The sequence below is a fragment of the Agrobacterium sp. 33MFTa1.1 genome, from assembly GCF_004328495.1.
In the GTDB taxonomy this organism is placed as follows: domain Bacteria; phylum Pseudomonadota; class Alphaproteobacteria; order Rhizobiales; family Rhizobiaceae; genus Agrobacterium; species Agrobacterium pusense.
The window spans coordinates 42,824-57,918 of sequence record NZ_CP036360.1 but is presented as its reverse complement, the minus strand read 5'-3'; the positions used below and the strand labels follow the sequence as shown (position 1 = coordinate 57,918).

Below are 15,095 nucleotides of genomic sequence, written 5' to 3'. Positions count from 1 at the left end.
AGATTACCTTTGTTTGGCAAAAGGAAGCGCGTTTCGCCTGACCGGAACGAACGAATCCGCAAGGACGGAAAAGTCCGGCACTCGCGGCGTCGCGAGCAGGGTTTCAAACAGCGCGACGGCCTGTGTTCGCCCAAGCCATGGCTCGGAGCAGGCAACGAATTTGGCTGCAAGCGCCGCATCGTCCAGCGGATTGCCGGCGCTGCCAGGAACCGCCGGGCAGTAGGCCTCCCGCGTCGTACCGTCCGCAAGGTCGACGAAAATCCGCGCGGCGACGGAAATGCCGCTCGGCCCTTTGGGAAGACCGGCATCGGCGATCTGCGTCACCCTCGCCATCACGCCGCGCACCCGCGGGTCGGCCAGCGCGGCATCGCTGAACTCGGCAATCCCGGCGCGCCCGTAAACCGCCGCGACAGCAAGCGAGAAGGGCAGCGAAAACTTCGCTTCGGCCACGGTCGCCGGGCTGTCGTAAACAAGGATGTTGCGAACGGCGGGATCGGCATGACAGCGCAGGCCGGTGATGCGTTCCGCCAGACCCGGCTCTCCCCCAACAAGCGAGAGCAACCCGAAGATCGCGCTATGGGACGCGGTACAGCAAGGATAGGCCTTGACGACCATGCCACCCGCCGAAAAACCGTAAGGCGTGCCGAACCCTTCGACAATCGCTTCGACACGGCTCCGGTCGCCCTCTTGAAGTGCGACGTAACCACGCGGCCCGAACAGGCTGCCCGGCGCGGACTGCAAGCCGGAAAGCGCGCATTCGGCAGCAAAGATGCCGTTTGAAACGGCCTGGCCGACCTGCAGCGGCTTGGCGTCCGTTCCGAAATTGCTTCGAATGCCGGCCGCAAGGGACGCCGCGATGCCAAGCGCATGGCGCATCGGCAGCGGGCCGAGCCCGAAAAGCCTGCCGGCGGCCGCGCATGCCGCAAAGACACCGAGCGTCGCGGTGGCGTGCCAGCCCCGCCGATAGTGGCGGGGATTGACCAGCGCGCCGATCCGCATCGCCGTTTCCGTGCCGGTCAGATAGGCCCGCAACACCGCATCGCCGCTGAGGCCGCTGCGGCTGTCGCCGACAACCGCCGCCGCCGTCATGGCGCTGACCGTCACATGCGCCATGGCAAGCTCGGTCTCGTCGTCGTCGAAATCATGGAAATGCGCGGCGAAACCGTTGAGAAGCCCTGCGTCCCGCAGGCTCAGGCGACGGTTCGTTCCCCAGGCTCGCGCTCCGGTATGGCCTTGACCGGCTTCGGAAACGAGCCGGGCGAGCGCCGCCACCTGCGGTTCGCCAAGTGCGGCAAGCGTCACACCGACCAGATCGGCAAAATGGCGGCTCGCCTTGTCGACCTCCTGGCTCGAGGCTTCCGGCCCCGCGCCGCAGATCATGTCCGCCAGACGAAGCTCGTGGTTCATCGCATCCTCCTCAGGCATTGGGCGCATCGGCAAGCTTGGACGCGGCAGCGCCTGGGAGGCCTTTTCGACCTGCGGAAGCCTGTCGGCTGTAAGGACGGGCGAAGTGGTTCTCCAGAAGGCGGCCAGCCCGCGAAATCAGCCAGCAAAGCACGAAGTAGACGACGAGAATGAAGCTGTAGACGAGGAAGGCAGGGCTGCCGCCGCGCGAAATCGTGGTCTGTTCGATCAGGACCTGCGCCGAGCGCAGCAGCTCATGCACGCCGACGACGGCACCAAGCGACGTTGCCTGTACAAGCGAGGTCAACAGACTGACATAGGGCGGCAGGATGACGGGCATCGCCTGCGGCAGAATGACGAAGACAAGGCCCTTCCACGAGCGAAGACCGAAAGCGGCGGCCGTTTCGCGCTGCGCCTGCGACACCGACATGAGGCCGGCGCGTATGATCTGTGCGCCATTGGCGCCGCCCCAAAGCGAAATCGACAGCGATGTCGACCAGAACGGATCGAGCGACAGGCCGATCCTCGGCAGGACGAAATAGGTCAAGAGCACCGCGACCATCAGCGGAATGTCGCGCAGGACCTCGACCAGAAGATAAGCCGGTCGACTGATGATCCTGTTCTTTTGCACCATGCCTGCGGCGAGGATGATGGCGCAGAATGTTCCGCCCAGAGCAACCACCAGCGAAAGCCGCAGCGTGTGGTAGAGACCTTCGAGAATGAACGACTGATATTCGAGCAGCAGCATGGTCTACCTCCCCGCGAACGGCCGGTTGAGACGGCGTTCGAGCCAGTGCCCGAAACCGGAAAGAATGAAGACGCAGATCAGGTAGATCACGCAGATGGAGGCGAACATTTCGACGGTACGAAACTCGTATGCGATGCGGTCGACGGCGACGAAGGTCAGTTCAACGAGGCCGATGGCCTGCAGATAGGCGGAGTTCTTCACGGTCGCGACGATGGTGTTCATGGCCGAAGGCAGGGCAGCGCGCAGCGCCAGCGGCGTGACGATGAACCAGGCATGGTGCCAGCGCTTGAGGCTGAGCGAAGCCGAAGCATCGCGAACGCCCTGCCCGACCGAAGCCAGACCCGCGCGGAAACTCTCGATATGGAAGGCGCTTGCCCAGATGGTCAGCGCCAGTGCGCCGGACCAGAAGATCGACAATGTCAGGCCAATACTCGGCAGGCCGTAGAAGATGAAGAAGATCTGGACGAGATAAGGCGTGCCGCGGATGAACTCCACGTAGCCGGAAACACACGCCTCGACGGCCCTGATGCCGCTCGTTCTCAGCCCCGCCCCGATGAGGCCGAGAATGAGCGAGAGCAGGATCGCCACACCGCTGACCTTCAGCGTCATGAGAAGACCGCCGAGAAGATCCGGAAGCGCCTTGTAGATATACAGCCAATCCATGCCGAAACTCCGTTTGTCGTCTAGCAAGCCCCCGCCGGACGAACCGGCGGGGCGCGGCGAACGGATCAGTTCATCTTCGGCGGCTCGGTCGTGAAGCCCTTCAGCATGGCCTGACGCACGAGAACGTTTTCGATGAACTTCGCGGCGACGGTGTCGTAGAACTTGTCCGCCTTCAGCTGCGCCAGCGCAGCGTTGACGAACGCCTTGAGTTCCGGTTCGTTCTTGCGCAGGCCTATGCCGTTGACGCCAAGGTCGAGGCCTTCCTCGATCACGCGCAACTGCGGATAGTTGCTCGCAAGCGTCCAGATCAGGCCGCCATCGCCGACGAAGCCTTCGCCACGGCCCTGCTGCAAGGCCTGCACGCCATCGGCCGTGGTGTTGAGCTGCATGAGCTGGATGTTGGGAATGTTTTCCTTGAGCCACTTCATCTGCGAACCGCCTTTGACGATAAGAACCGTCTTGCCGGCGAGGTCGGAGAGCTTCTGCGCCAGGCTGTCCTTCGGCACGATGACGTTACTCGTGCCCCAGAAATAGATGTTCGAGAAATCGATGACTTCCTCGCGCGCCGGGAAGCGGCCAAGCGTGGCGAGGATCAGGTCGATCTTGCCGCCGTTGAGGGAGGGAATGCGGGCTTCGCTGGTCACGCAGGTCAGTTCGGCCTTGTCTGGCGAACCGAAGGCATAGGTCGCGATCTGTTTGGCCATCTCGATTTCGATCCCGGCCGGCTTGCCGTCGGAGCCGGTCGAACCGAAGGGCGGGGAATCGCACTTCACGCCGAAGCGAAGCACACCGGCCTGCTTGATCGCCGCCGGCAGCGGCGGAAATTCGGCCGCCTGGGAGGGCATTGCAAGAAGAACCGTGGAAAGGCACGCAGCAGAAGCAAGGAAGCTGCGCAGGCTGGCATTGAGCTTTTTCATCGTCTTGTTCCCTTCAATGTTGTAAGGTCAAAAGCAGACGTTTGTCGTCTGACTTATTTTTGCACACGTCGTTTCCCGCCGCGCGTTCAGCCGGTCATCAGTGAAGAATCTGGCTCAGGAAATTGCGGGTGCGCTCCTGCCTCGGGGCACCGAAAAATTCAGCCGGGGCGGCGGCCTCGACAATGCTGCCACGATCCATGAACACCACGCGATCGGCCACCTGCCGGGCAAAGCCCATTTCGTGCGTGACGCAGATCATCGTCATGCCGTCGCTTGCCAGTTCCACCATGGTGTCGAGCACCTCCCGCACCAGCTCGGGATCGAGTGCCGAGGTCGGCTCGTCGAACAGCATGATTTCCGGGTTCATGCAGAGCGAGCGGGCAATCGCTGCACGCTGCTGCTGGCCGCCGGACAGTTGGACCGGATATTTGTGCGCCTGATCGGGAATGCGCACCCGTTCGAGATAGTGCATGGCGCGCGCTTCAGCTTCCGGGCGCGGCACGTTCTTCACCCAGCGGGGCGCCAGAACGCAGTTTTCAAGAATGGTTAGGTGCGGGTAAAGATTGAAGTTCTGGAACACCATGCCGACATCTTGACGGACGCGATCGATCGCCCGGCGATTTTCCGTGAGCAGGGTGCCTTTCACTCGAATCTCGCCCTTCTGATGCACCTCAAGACGGTTGATACAGCGGATCATGGTGGACTTACCCGATCCAGACGGACCGCAAACCACGATCTTCTCGCCTTTGGCGACTGTAAAGTCGATGTCGGTCAACACCTGGAAATGGCCGTACCACTTGTTGACGCCGTGCAGCTCAACGCTCGGCAGCGCACTCCCGACGGATCGCGGTGTTGGCTCGTTGATCATCTGGCGGTTCCCCTGTTCTTCCGCTCCGGGAGCGAAAACCATCTCAATGTCAAAAGACGTCTGACGACTAACAACTATAAAAACGGCTGAGTGTCAAGCGGCCCCATAGGGATTTCTCAAAATGCCAGCCTCAATAACGAGCGAGGCTGCCAAGGGGTGCAAAAATGCAAAACCCGCTGCCCTTGCGGGCTGCGGGTTCCATTCTATCTGCGGGCGAAACTGAACGTGAAGTATTTGCCGTGGTGGTAATCCTTCGCGAAGAGGACCGGAACCCCCTCCGCTGTGAAGCAGGTCTCCGTCACCAGAAGGACGGGGCCAAAATCAAAAAGGCTCCCGTTTTCCTGCGCCTCCTGCGGCAGGCTCGTCGCCGAAACGTTGGCGGTGGAGGCCACCGGCGCCATGCCGCGTCGCCGCAAGGTCTGAACCACAGACCCTTCCCAATCGATACTGGCGTGGCCCGGCCCGACCGTGTCGACCCGGATGAAGTCCAGCGAGTAGAGGATGGGGCGCTTGCCCTCGCTCCTCACCCGTTCGATCCGCAGAACGGGCGTTCCCTCAGCGCAGTGGAGGCCTGCAGCAATCTCGGCATCGGCATCCAGCGTCTTGACGCTCAAAAGGCGTGTCGTGGTCTCGTAGCCGAAGCCGCCGACCATTTCGGTCACGCTTTCAAACGTGGTAATGGGCCGGTCGATATGCAGCGCCGCGCCCGCCATAAGAAAGCGGCCGCGCCCGTGTTCGGTGCGGATGATGCCGTCCTGCTCAAGCACCTTCAACGCTTCGCGCAAGGCCGGCCGCGATACGCCGAAATGCTCGGTCAAACGCTCCTCGCTAGGCAGTTTCTCGCCCAACTGCATGTCCCGTTGCTTGATGAGTTCGAGCAATGCATCCCGCAACTGGGACACGATGGTGCGTTCACGCCCCATTTTGCGACTGGCCACCAGTTCCTGCATGTTTCTGCGCCTTTCCAGAGCATTTCCGGTCAAAGCCGACACGGCTTTCAAATCCGGACTATGTGTTTAAATAGAAGTTCCGAGCATATCCGGTAAACAGGCGTTCACCGCGGAGCCTCAGTGTATGCGAAATATATCCGCTATTTCCGCCGTGTCGCGAGTTCTTGTCAAAGCGAGAGCAAGCAGAAGCCTGGCCTTCTGGGGATTGAGATTATCGGCCGGAATGAACCCGCTTTGCCGCGCCCGGCGGCTGTCGAAGGTTCTGCCCGCCCCGCCCCGCGAGGCCTGCACGACAACAAGACCCTTTTCCCGGACGGCCTGCGCCAGCACGCCGGCATCGGCATCCGCCGTATACCCCGGCGCGAAGCCGGCGGAAACGATGCCCGACGCACCCGCCTCGACAAAAGCCCGCGCCGCGGTACCGTCTGACCCTGTGTAGCTATAGACGATGTCGACGCGCGGCAACATGTCGACATTCGAAAGGTCGAACCGGTGGTGCGGCGCGCGTCGGCGCAGTGGCTGCCGATAGAACGTCACGGCATCGCCATCGACCACGCCCACCGGCCCACTATCTGGCGACTGAAATGCATTCAGGCGCAGCGTCGAAACCTTGGTCGCCTCCCGCGCGGCGTGAAGCTCGTCATTCATCAGGATCAGGACACCCTGGTCACGCGCGGCAGGCGCGGTGGCAGCCCGTATAGCATTGGCAAGGTTAAGCCCGGCATCGCTCGAACGGGCGCTCGGCGGCCGTTGCGCGCCAGTCATCACCACTGGCAGCGCCGTCCTCACCGTTTGCGACAGGAAAAACGCGGTTTCCTCCATCGATCCGGTCCCATGAAGCAGCACGAAACCCCCAAGACCCGGCGTTTCAGCCTCGATTTTCTCCATTAGCGAAAGCAGCGCCTTCCAGTCCGGATAGAAAATGTTGAAACTCGGGACAGCCCGAAAACGCACGGCCAGAATATCGGCAAGCTCGCCAAGCTCGGGGAAAAGATCGACCAACGCATCGCATTCCAGCGAGCCGCTGGCCCCGTAATCGAGTATTTCCAGCGGATGGTCCGCGAGGGACGCGATGGTTCCCCCGAGCCCGATGACGGCAATCTTGGTTTTCGGCACGGCATTTCCTCAATGGCTATCGCTTGACAATAGACGTCTGACAAGATCGTCTCAATGTCAATATCCATGACCTCGGCTTTGCCGTTCGCCCGACTTCCTGGGCCGCTCGACAATATCCGGTTGCAACTCCGTTCGAACGGCACGGATAACCAACAGGGAGCCTCTAACACATTTGTTAGCAAACGTCCCTCTTCCAACTCGGCTCCGTGCTTCGTGCATGAAGTCTTGCAGGCTAAGAACAGACCGACCTCTACCAATGGACTCGCCTATACGCGAAGGGTGCGAACCGTTCCGCTAAGCGAACCTGTCGTTAATGGTCCACCTCCTGCAAGATCGGCTTGACCCGTTCGTTCATTTGTGGTCTGTCGTCTGACAACTACACGGGAGAATATGCCTATGTTTGAACGCAGCAATATCGCGGGTATGAATTTTCATTACTTCCGCCACAGCTTCGAGCGTTTTCTGAACGACATGGTCTCGCTGGAGATCAAAGCCATCGAATTATGGGCCGCGATGCCGCATTTTTCGGTCGAAGACGTAACGATTGCCGATGCGCGCGATATGCGGGGCAAGATCGCGGAGCGCGATCTCGAGCTGATTTGCCTGACACCGGAACAGTGCATTTATCCCATCAACATCGCTTCGGAAAACAGCCGGATTCGCGACCGCAGCATCGCTTATTTCATCCGCTGTATCGATCTGGCAAACGAACTGGAGTGCCCGAAACTGCTGGTCACGCCGGGCTGGGGCTATGCCGATCAACCAGCCGACCCCGCTTGGGAACGATCGCGCGACGCGCTGATAACACTGGGGCGCCGCGCCGCCGGTTGTGGCATTGAGCTCCTGCTTGAACCGCTCGCGCCGAGCGAATCGAACCTCGTCACCACCGCCGCGCAATTACGGCAAATGTTGGCGGAAATCGACTCGTCATCGGTCAATGCCATTCTCGATACCAACGCCATGGCTGTCGTCGATGATACGATTGAAAGCTACAACGAAGCAGTCGGCAGCCGGTTGAGGCATGTCCACCTTATCGATGGCACTCCGGAAGGCCATCTGGCTTGGGGTGACGGACATCTGCCGCTGGCACGCTACCTCCGCGAACTGTCGCAGATCGGCTATCACGGCCACCTCACCTTCGAATTCACCACGCCGGCTTACTGGCTAGACCCGCTGACACCAATGAAGAAGAGCCTCGCGGCTTTCGATGCGGCCGTGTCGGCATCCCCAACTTAACAGATTCCGCCGTCGATTATCTGGTCGGCTCCGAGATAACTATCGCCTTGGTGAAACTGTTGTTTCGATCCGCGGCGAGAAGCATTGGCGCCCCATATTCAGGATGAATATGGCCGCCTTTTTTGGTCCTTAATGGAGTAAAGGTTGCTCGACGCACTTGCAAGCTCTTGAGAGAATATGAACCTAATACCGTCGGCTCTAACGAGCTAAGCCACTGACTTTTATGATTGATGCCCTATAAGACCTGAAGACTGCCGACTTGATTAGGCCCGATCCAGTGCCTGGATGACGGGCCGGCAGCGTGATGAATACACGGAGCTCTCCAGCGGTCCTGTTTTCCGCCCATGCGCCGCCGCCATGCCATTCGGCTGCCCGGCGGGCAATGGCAAGGCCGAGGCCAAAGCCGGAGCGCGTAGTGACGGTCGAACTCTGCGAGAACGGCTTAAAGGTCACTTCTAGTTCCGCAGCCGGCACGCCTTGCCCATCATCCTCGATGGTAACGACCAGTTGCCGGTCCATGACCTTGGAGGCAACATGGACCGCAGTACCGGGTCTGGTGTGGGTAATGGCATTGCGAATGACATTTTCGAGCGCGCGGTAGATCAGCTCCCCGTTGACGGAGGCCACAAAGCTGTCGACACCGTCGTAGTGGACGCTGATGTCGCGCGCCTGCCCCTCGAAACCGGCGTCCTCTATGATCTCCCTGACAAGATCGATAACATCGAGCGTCTGTCGCTCGAAGCGCGGGGTACCGCGATCCGACAGCCTGGAAGGTCAGGATCTCACAGACCAAAACGTCGAGGCGCTCGACCTCGCGGCCCATGCGCTCGAGCATCGCCGATAGCCTCGCAGGGTTCTGCTGCAGCAAGGGCCTCAGTTCAGATCAGGCGATCTTTGGCTATGGTGAGATCACCGTCGATCTTCTCGGTATTTTGCGACTGAACCTCGCGACCAGGACCCTCGGACGCTTTTGGCGAAGCCGGTGCCTTGGTGGAGCCAATGATCGCTTATCGCGGGAAGTTAACCACTAAAAACCGAGCGGCACAACGTCAATGTGTCGCCCGGTCATGAAAACGGTCTCGTTTTGCAGAGGACGACCCGGACCTGGGTGTGACACTCAACGCCTTACATGTGCAATTGGCCTAATCAGCCTTCATTGCTCAAGACCTCTTCGTCGGTGATCGAATGAGACGTGTAGCGGAACTCGCCAGCGGTCAGACCTGCCTTCTCGCTCCACGCGTAGGATAGGATTGCAGGCAGAAAAAGCGAGACCAGCGGAAGTAAGATTTCATCAACCCGCACAGGCATCTCAGAGCCTTCGGGGCCAACAACCAAAACTTTATTGACGATACCCTTCATCGCCGCGACAAAGGAAGAATCAAGGCCAGCCTGCCGACCGTCTCGCGCAGCAAAAATGACCGATAATTGTGTAGAGCTAATAGCTTCGATCGGCCCGTGGCGATAGGTGCTCGAATCCCAGTCGGACGCAGGTACGCGGGCAATCTCGCGGGCGATAAGGGTGGCCTGCGTCGCCGTGGCCGCGAGCGCGCCACGACCAAAGAACTCGATGTACATGGGAAGCGAAGGTTGTAAGGCAATCAGTGATTCGGCGGCGGCCAAGAGCCGACCGCACTCCTCTTTCAACCCGGTGGCCGCCTTGAATTGCTGACCGACCATGGCATGAGCAAGCTTTACCAGTGTCAAGTAAGTCGCCGTCCATGGGCCGAACGGCTTGTGGGTCGTCTCATTCAGCCCTTGGCGCAGGACCACGTCGCAAAGCGAAACAAGCGGACCGCTTTGCGCATTGGTGATGCAAATGATACGCGGACGCGCGCCCTTACGTAGCTCCTCGGCAGCGCGGATCGTTTCAATGCTGGTCCCGCTGTAGGAAATAAGAACAATCAGTTCGTCGGAACCGACCGTCTTTGCGGAGGAATGCAGCAGGTGAGAGGCGAGTTCGGCGCGGGCATCGATGCCCAGCTTCAAAAACTGCTCCGCTGCCGCCGTCGCGGCATTAAAAGACCCGCCCATTCCGACTAATCTCACCCGACCCGCATTGTCATTTCGAGATTTCAGAAGATCGAGTGCTTCTGAAGGTAGAGGGCTCTTCGCATACGCGTCGATTGTCTCTGGAATATGTGCAAAATCACTAAGGAAGTGCATCGGGCTTACCATCTTCATCTGGCTCCTGTTTGTGAGGAGCCGGATGTTCCATATGATCTCTGACTATTCTTGAAGATTTGAGACTTCTTCGTCCGACTGTGGCTTTTCCGGCAGGCGCGCTCTCACCTGCTGGTACTCGCGAGGCGTCATTCCCAGTGTCCGTCGAAACTCGCGGTTCATATGGCTTTGGTCGGAGAATCCGGAATTTGCGGCGGCATAGGACAGGCTGAGGCCACTGGAAATGTTGAATTGGGCAGTCGCCACCATCAACTGCAGCCGCAGCCGGCGAGGCTGCATGCCGGCTGCCTGACGGACCAGCTTTGAAAGCTGGAAACGGCTCAAGCCAAGGTCGTGAGCGATCTGTTCAATTTTCGGGCCGCCACCATCGCCGCAATCGAGCACTTGGCCGATCCTAAAACGGAATTCCTCCATTGTTTCGGCCGAGGGAGCATCGTCTTCGACCAGCGCATTGCGTCGGCTCATGGTTTCAAGCAGTCCCGCAATATCATCCAAGGAAACGTTATGAGACCCGGAGATAAGCTCGGCGCGTATTCCCAACAGCGAATGATAGATGATCTGGTCGTGACAGATTGGCCCGCGTAGGCGCAGACGGTCGTCTCCTTGCGTTAACATCGCGCAGAGGTGGACCCAGGCAGCCTGCCCTATGTTCATGACGAAGTAGTGGTTTTTTGTTGAATGCCATGCGCTCGCATGTGCTTCGAAGGCGTTGAGCAATACAACCGAGCCCTCCGGTTGCGCATGAACGACGCCGTTCCGTTCGATGCTTGCATCACCTTCAACAACCGCGCCGATGTTGATTGTCGGGTGGCAATGCATGACGCCGACCTCAGCCGACGACACGATATCAAACACATCGATGCTCGGCCCGACGCGCCAATGGTTGACATTCCGAAATTCGATCATGGGCGTTGTTCTGATGCCTTATCTCCAGCTTGAAGTTCGGCACAGCCTTATCGATTTTTCAAGAGGCAAAGTTCGCCGCGTCGCTGCCACGTTGACACTCATGGACGGCGCTACACCAACGGCAGGCTGTTTCACAAATATTCAAGAACCGCCACAGGCAGCCGTCTAGGCTCGCGCCAGTCCTAAATCTGAATAAAGGGGAACCCGATGAATAAGACCGCAACCTCCATGACGGCCATCTTCGCTGCTCTGGTCTCAACGACTGCGGCATCCGCAAGCGTTAGCGGGCCCGCCTGCACCAAGGCACTGTCGGCACCGGTGGAGTTCCGAATTTCGCACCAGAACAGCCCATCGAGCCCGATCCATCCTCATCTCGAAAATGTGGTTGAGCTTGTCGCCAAGGAGACCGATGGCCGGATCAAACTGGCTGTTTTTCCAAACGCGCAGCTGGGTGGCGAGATGCAAGCCCTTGAACAAGCCGCACTCGGAGAGAACGTCATTTTCTACACAACAGCCGGTGCACTTGCAACTGCCGGCACCCCGTCGTTCTCCGTCCTCAATGGACCATTCCTGACCGAAACGCTGCGAGAGGCACAGAAGCTGGAAGCGTCGGACGTTGTTGGCTCGATGGAGGACGACCTTGCGACGAAGGGCAATTTGCGGGTTTTGGCTCTGAACTGGTTCGACTCACCACGCTCTATTCTTGGACACAAGGGTTATGCCAAACCGGAAAACCTTGTCGGTACCAAGATGCGGGTGCCGGAAGCGCCCGCCTATCTGCGGACGTTCGAACTCCTGAAGAGCCCACCGATGGCGCTCCCCTTCTCTGAGCTTTACCTTGCCTTGCAACAAGGTGTTATCGATGCCGCCGAGGGAGGGATCGACGGCATGGCGAATGCCAATCTGATGGAAGTAGCCGATACGGTCACGGTCACCAATCACTTTCGAGTCTTCTATGGCTTTGTGATGAGCGAAGATCTCTTCGCGGCACTGCCTGAACCCTGTCGGGAGGTGTTGTCGGATGCCTTCGCGGCTGAGGGAGCCTCCTATTCCGCGCAGATGGACGGCATCACCGCCAAGCGTGTCGAAGCCCTCAAGGCCAAGGGAATCAAGTTCGTCGCAGCCGATCAGGAAGCCTATCGAAAGGCTACACAAGCTTTCTACACGATGTTTCCCGAATGGCCCGCTGGCCTCGTCGATCAGGTTCGGGCGGCGATGAAGTAAGTCATGCGCTCCTTCCTCGCTTACCTTTTCAAGTTCGTCGATGAGGTGGTCCCGGCTTTGCTGGCGGCCTTTATCATCATCATGGTCGCAAGCGATGTCGTGCTGCGTAACGCTGCCGGACGCTCGGTTCCCTTTGGGATCGAGGTCTCCACTTACGCCTTTGTCTGGATGATCTTCCTCGGAGCGGCAGGTGCTTCTCGAACCGGAGCCCATTTTCAGGTCGAGCTGTTCCAGGCGCGCCTCCCTACCAACGTCAACCGCCTCCTCGCGGCGTTTGTCCAAGCCTTCTGCGCCGTCGTTGCGCTTCTCATGATGCATACATCATTCCAGTACGCGATGCGGAGTTGGAACCGTACATCAGAGGGAATGCAGCTGCCGCTCGGCTATTTCTACCTCGTATTTCCCTTGAGCTTTGCCCTGATGGCCTTGGCGCATGTCCGGCACTCCTGGCGTCTCGTCAGAAAAGGACGCGCATCATGAGTTCGCTTCTTGTTATCGATCTTGTCGGCATGATCGTCGCCATGGTGCTAGGCGTCCCAGTTGTCTTTGCCGTCTTGGGTGCCGCGCTCATTTATTACCTTGCCGGCGACAATACCTCGACGCTCGTGATGATGCAGCAGGTTCAGACGTCGCTGCGCTCGTTCCCGTTGCTCGCCATCCCCTTCTTTGTTTTTGCCGGTACGGTCATGGCAAAGGGAGGCATCGCCGAAAGGATCATTGCCTTTGCTTACGTGGTGGTCGGCCACTGGCGCGGAGGTTTGGCACAAGTTGCAGTTTTGAACAGCCTAATCATGGGGTCCATGTCCGGATCGGCTGTCGCCGATGCCGCGGTCGATTCCAGAGTTCTGGTGCCGCAGATGCAGCGCCATGGCTATTCGCTTGGCTTCTCATCAGCGGTCTCGGCAGCCTCGTCGCTGATCGCGCCCGTTCTGCCGCCATCGACGTCACTCATCCTTTTCGGCTTGCTCGGTCAGGTCTCCGTTGCTCAGCTCTTCCTCGGTGGCGTTGTTCCGGCTCTGCTGATTGCCCTCATCTGCATGGCGATTGTCAACATCATCGCGCGCCGCCGCAGCTACGGCGCGGTGCGTTCGGCCTCCGCGACTTGGTCGGAGATCGGCTTAGCCCTTCGAGCTTGCTTTTGGGCGCTGATGATGCCGGTCATCCTGCTGCTTGGCCTGCGCTCAGGTCTCTTTACCATCACCGAGCTGGCCGTCATCGCGGCGCTCTACACATTGGCGGTCAGCGTCTTCGCTTACCGGACAGTCGGCTGGGTGGAGTTCTGGGATATTCTCAAAGACACAGTTACGACAACGTCGACCGTGTTGATCATCATGGGAGCTTCGGCGGCCTTCTCCTACGTGTTCGCCATCGAGCGTGTTCCAGCCCACGTAATCGCGGCCCTTTCGGCCGTGAGCGACAACAAATACCTCATCCTGCTCTTGCTCAACATTGCCCTTCTGCTGCTCGGCATGATCGTCGAGGGCGCTGCAATCATGATCCTGGCTGCTCCTGTCCTGGTTGGCATCGCGCAGCACTTCGGGATCGACCCGGTGCAGATGGGTGTGCTCGTCACTCTCAATCTGACCATCGGCACGTTGACGCCCCCGGTCGGCATAGTGATGTTCACCGTCTGCTCTATTACGGGCTGCCGGGTCGGAGATTTCCTTCGAGAACTCGCGCCCTTCCTCGCCAGCCTGATCGCTCTCCTCATCACCCTGTCGATGATCCCGCAGATCATCCTCTTCCTGCCCCACTGGACCTCACCATGAAAACCAAAACCAGTCCCTATATCTTTCCGTTCACGCCCTTCAAGCACTTGGATAGAACCGACAACTCGGCCGCTTTCGTTGGTCCCGCCAGCATGAATGCAGAGGCTCTATTAGCTCTCGCCAAGCCCTTCGCACCGGCTCTGTCATTGCCGGAGGGGGACACGCTTGCCGAGCGTATCCTTGCGCTTTTCACGAGCCCGGAGGTCCTTTTTGGTGAGGCTTCGTTCATTACCAGCCGCTCCGACGACTGGCTGTTGCGCTTATCCAAGCTGATAGACCAGCAGCGACCGATCGAGTTCACCATCCTCGGCTTCCCTTTCAAGATGCCGGTCCCGCTGAAAACGGACCGAAGGGCTGCGGACTTCGGCGAGCTGGTCTCTTTGAAGCGGCTCAATGAACTCGGCCGTGCGATTGCCGGTGTCTATGCGCCGGGCGCCGTTGTGCATGTGTTCACGGAAGGGCCTTTCCACGTCCTGAACGGGATCGAGCGTTCCTGGGCCGACGGCTATTTCTCTTCACTCCAGGCGTTGGTCACACGGTTCGGCTTAGGCTCCAACCTCGCGCTTCATGATCTGAATGTGGTGGTGGACGACACCCCAGGATTTGCTCAGGTCTGGCATGAAGTGACGGAGGAACTGCGCTCCAGAAAGGATGCAAAGGATCCCGCGACCCTTGCGGCACTGCACGACGCATTGCCTGTTCGTTTCCATAACATCTATGTTGCGGATGTTTCCATCGATGACCTCAGACGCGCCTATCTGGATGACGGTAGCCGCGAAGCGCTGCGGGCCTCGATCCAGAAACGCGCCGAAGAAGGTGTCCTTGGCTACCGTGGGTTTCTGGAGGCACGGGATCGCATGTCGCTGCTGGAGAAACATGTGCCGGCTGGGCTTGGTATGACAGTTTCACCGCGACCTGGAAGACTTGGCGTTCGGCCTTTACCGGAACCGGCTGACAAGTTGCCGTACCATGGCGTCTCAGTGCTGTCGAAAGACCGGCCCAGCTTAAGGATCGAATATCTTTGGGACCTTCAACAGGAGCGTGGCACCTACCGCAAGATTGTTCTCGATGGCGACAACGACCCCGCCCCGTTCGTCTACATCGAGGAATAGA

Annotated in this window: 15 protein-coding genes; 5 read left to right on the top strand and 10 right to left on the bottom strand. The window is 59.3% G+C overall.

Going from position 1 to position 15,095, the window contains the following annotated elements:
• Positions 1-3: 3 nt before the first annotated feature.
• The 7 genes from EYD00_RS23575 to EYD00_RS23545 form a co-directional block, all read right to left on the bottom strand.
• Complete coding sequence (locus EYD00_RS23575; RefSeq protein ID WP_051674251.1) at positions 4-1,407, bottom strand: MmgE/PrpD family protein; 1,404 nt, start codon at positions 1,405-1,407, stop codon at positions 4-6.
• A gap of 10 nt (positions 1,408-1,417) precedes the next feature.
• Positions 1,418-2,152 carry an amino acid ABC transporter permease gene (locus tag EYD00_RS23570; protein WP_051674250.1) on the bottom strand — a complete coding sequence of 245 codons (735 nt, stop codon included), beginning with the start codon at positions 2,150-2,152 and terminating at the stop codon, positions 1,418-1,420.
• A gap of 3 nt (positions 2,153-2,155) precedes the next feature.
• Complete coding sequence (locus EYD00_RS23565; RefSeq protein WP_034499298.1) at positions 2,156-2,815, bottom strand: amino acid ABC transporter permease; 660 nt, start codon at positions 2,813-2,815, stop codon at positions 2,156-2,158.
• Between the two features lie 65 nt (positions 2,816-2,880).
• Entirely contained in the window at positions 2,881-3,732 is an 852-nt protein-coding gene (locus EYD00_RS23560) for a transporter substrate-binding domain-containing protein (protein ID WP_034499296.1), read from the bottom strand.
• A gap of 97 nt (positions 3,733-3,829) precedes the next feature.
• A complete protein-coding gene (locus EYD00_RS23555; RefSeq protein WP_051674248.1) occupies positions 3,830-4,600 on the bottom strand; it encodes an amino acid ABC transporter ATP-binding protein in 771 nt (256 codons plus the stop codon).
• Positions 4,601-4,803: 203 nt separating this feature from the next.
• Positions 4,804-5,550, bottom strand: a complete 747-nt coding sequence (locus EYD00_RS23550; protein ID WP_051674245.1) for a GntR family transcriptional regulator — start codon at positions 5,548-5,550, stop codon at positions 4,804-4,806.
• A gap of 117 nt (positions 5,551-5,667) precedes the next feature.
• Entirely contained in the window at positions 5,668-6,666 is a 999-nt protein-coding gene (locus EYD00_RS23545; RefSeq protein ID WP_034499294.1) for an asparaginase, read from the bottom strand.
• A 396-nt stretch (positions 6,667-7,062) separates the two neighbouring features.
• Here EYD00_RS23545 and EYD00_RS23540 point away from each other — a divergent pair, with 396 nt between their 5' ends.
• Complete coding sequence (locus EYD00_RS23540; RefSeq protein ID WP_051674244.1) at positions 7,063-7,902, top strand: sugar phosphate isomerase/epimerase family protein; 840 nt, start codon at positions 7,063-7,065, stop codon at positions 7,900-7,902.
• A gap of 198 nt (positions 7,903-8,100) precedes the next feature.
• On the opposite strand, the gene EYD00_RS23535 is transcribed toward EYD00_RS23540, so the two are convergent.
• The 3 genes from EYD00_RS23535 to EYD00_RS23525 all read right to left on the bottom strand — a co-directional run bounded on the left by EYD00_RS23535 (position 8,101) and on the right by EYD00_RS23525 (position 10,989).
• Positions 8,101-8,529: an ATP-binding protein gene (locus tag EYD00_RS23535; RefSeq protein ID WP_286084909.1), complete on the bottom strand. Its 429-nt coding sequence runs from the start codon at positions 8,527-8,529 to the stop codon at positions 8,101-8,103.
• Positions 8,530-9,048: 519 nt separating this feature from the next.
• Positions 9,049-10,083: an SIS domain-containing protein gene (locus EYD00_RS23530; protein ID WP_081859555.1), complete on the bottom strand. Its 1,035-nt coding sequence runs from the start codon at positions 10,081-10,083 to the stop codon at positions 9,049-9,051.
• A 45-nt stretch (positions 10,084-10,128) separates the two neighbouring features.
• A complete protein-coding gene (locus EYD00_RS23525; protein ID WP_051674243.1) occupies positions 10,129-10,989 on the bottom strand; it encodes a helix-turn-helix transcriptional regulator in 861 nt (286 codons plus the stop codon).
• A gap of 228 nt (positions 10,990-11,217) precedes the next feature.
• Here EYD00_RS23525 and dctP point away from each other — a divergent pair, with 228 nt between their 5' ends.
• Genes dctP through EYD00_RS23505 form a run of 4 tightly spaced genes read left to right on the top strand, consistent with a single transcriptional unit; the run spans position 11,218 to position 15,094 of the window.
• Positions 11,218-12,213 carry a TRAP transporter substrate-binding protein DctP gene (gene dctP, locus EYD00_RS23520; RefSeq protein WP_193604433.1) on the top strand — a complete coding sequence of 332 codons (996 nt, stop codon included), beginning with the start codon at positions 11,218-11,220 and terminating at the stop codon, positions 12,211-12,213.
• A gap of 3 nt (positions 12,214-12,216) precedes the next feature.
• The gene (locus EYD00_RS23515; RefSeq protein WP_034499287.1) at positions 12,217-12,693 is read left to right on the top strand and encodes a TRAP transporter small permease; all 477 of its coding nucleotides are present in this window, start codon (positions 12,217-12,219) and stop codon (positions 12,691-12,693) included.
• A 29-nt stretch (positions 12,694-12,722) separates the two neighbouring features.
• On the top strand, positions 12,723-13,982 hold the full coding sequence (locus EYD00_RS23510) for a TRAP transporter large permease (protein ID WP_286084908.1): 1,260 nt from the start codon (positions 12,723-12,725) through the stop codon (positions 13,980-13,982).
• Positions 13,979-15,094, top strand: coding sequence for an L-tyrosine/L-tryptophan isonitrile synthase family protein (locus tag EYD00_RS23505; RefSeq protein WP_034499285.1), 1,116 nt, complete (start codon positions 13,979-13,981; stop codon positions 15,092-15,094). Before EYD00_RS23510 ends, EYD00_RS23505 begins: the two co-directional genes overlap by 4 nt.
• Position 15,095 lies beyond the last annotated feature (1 nt).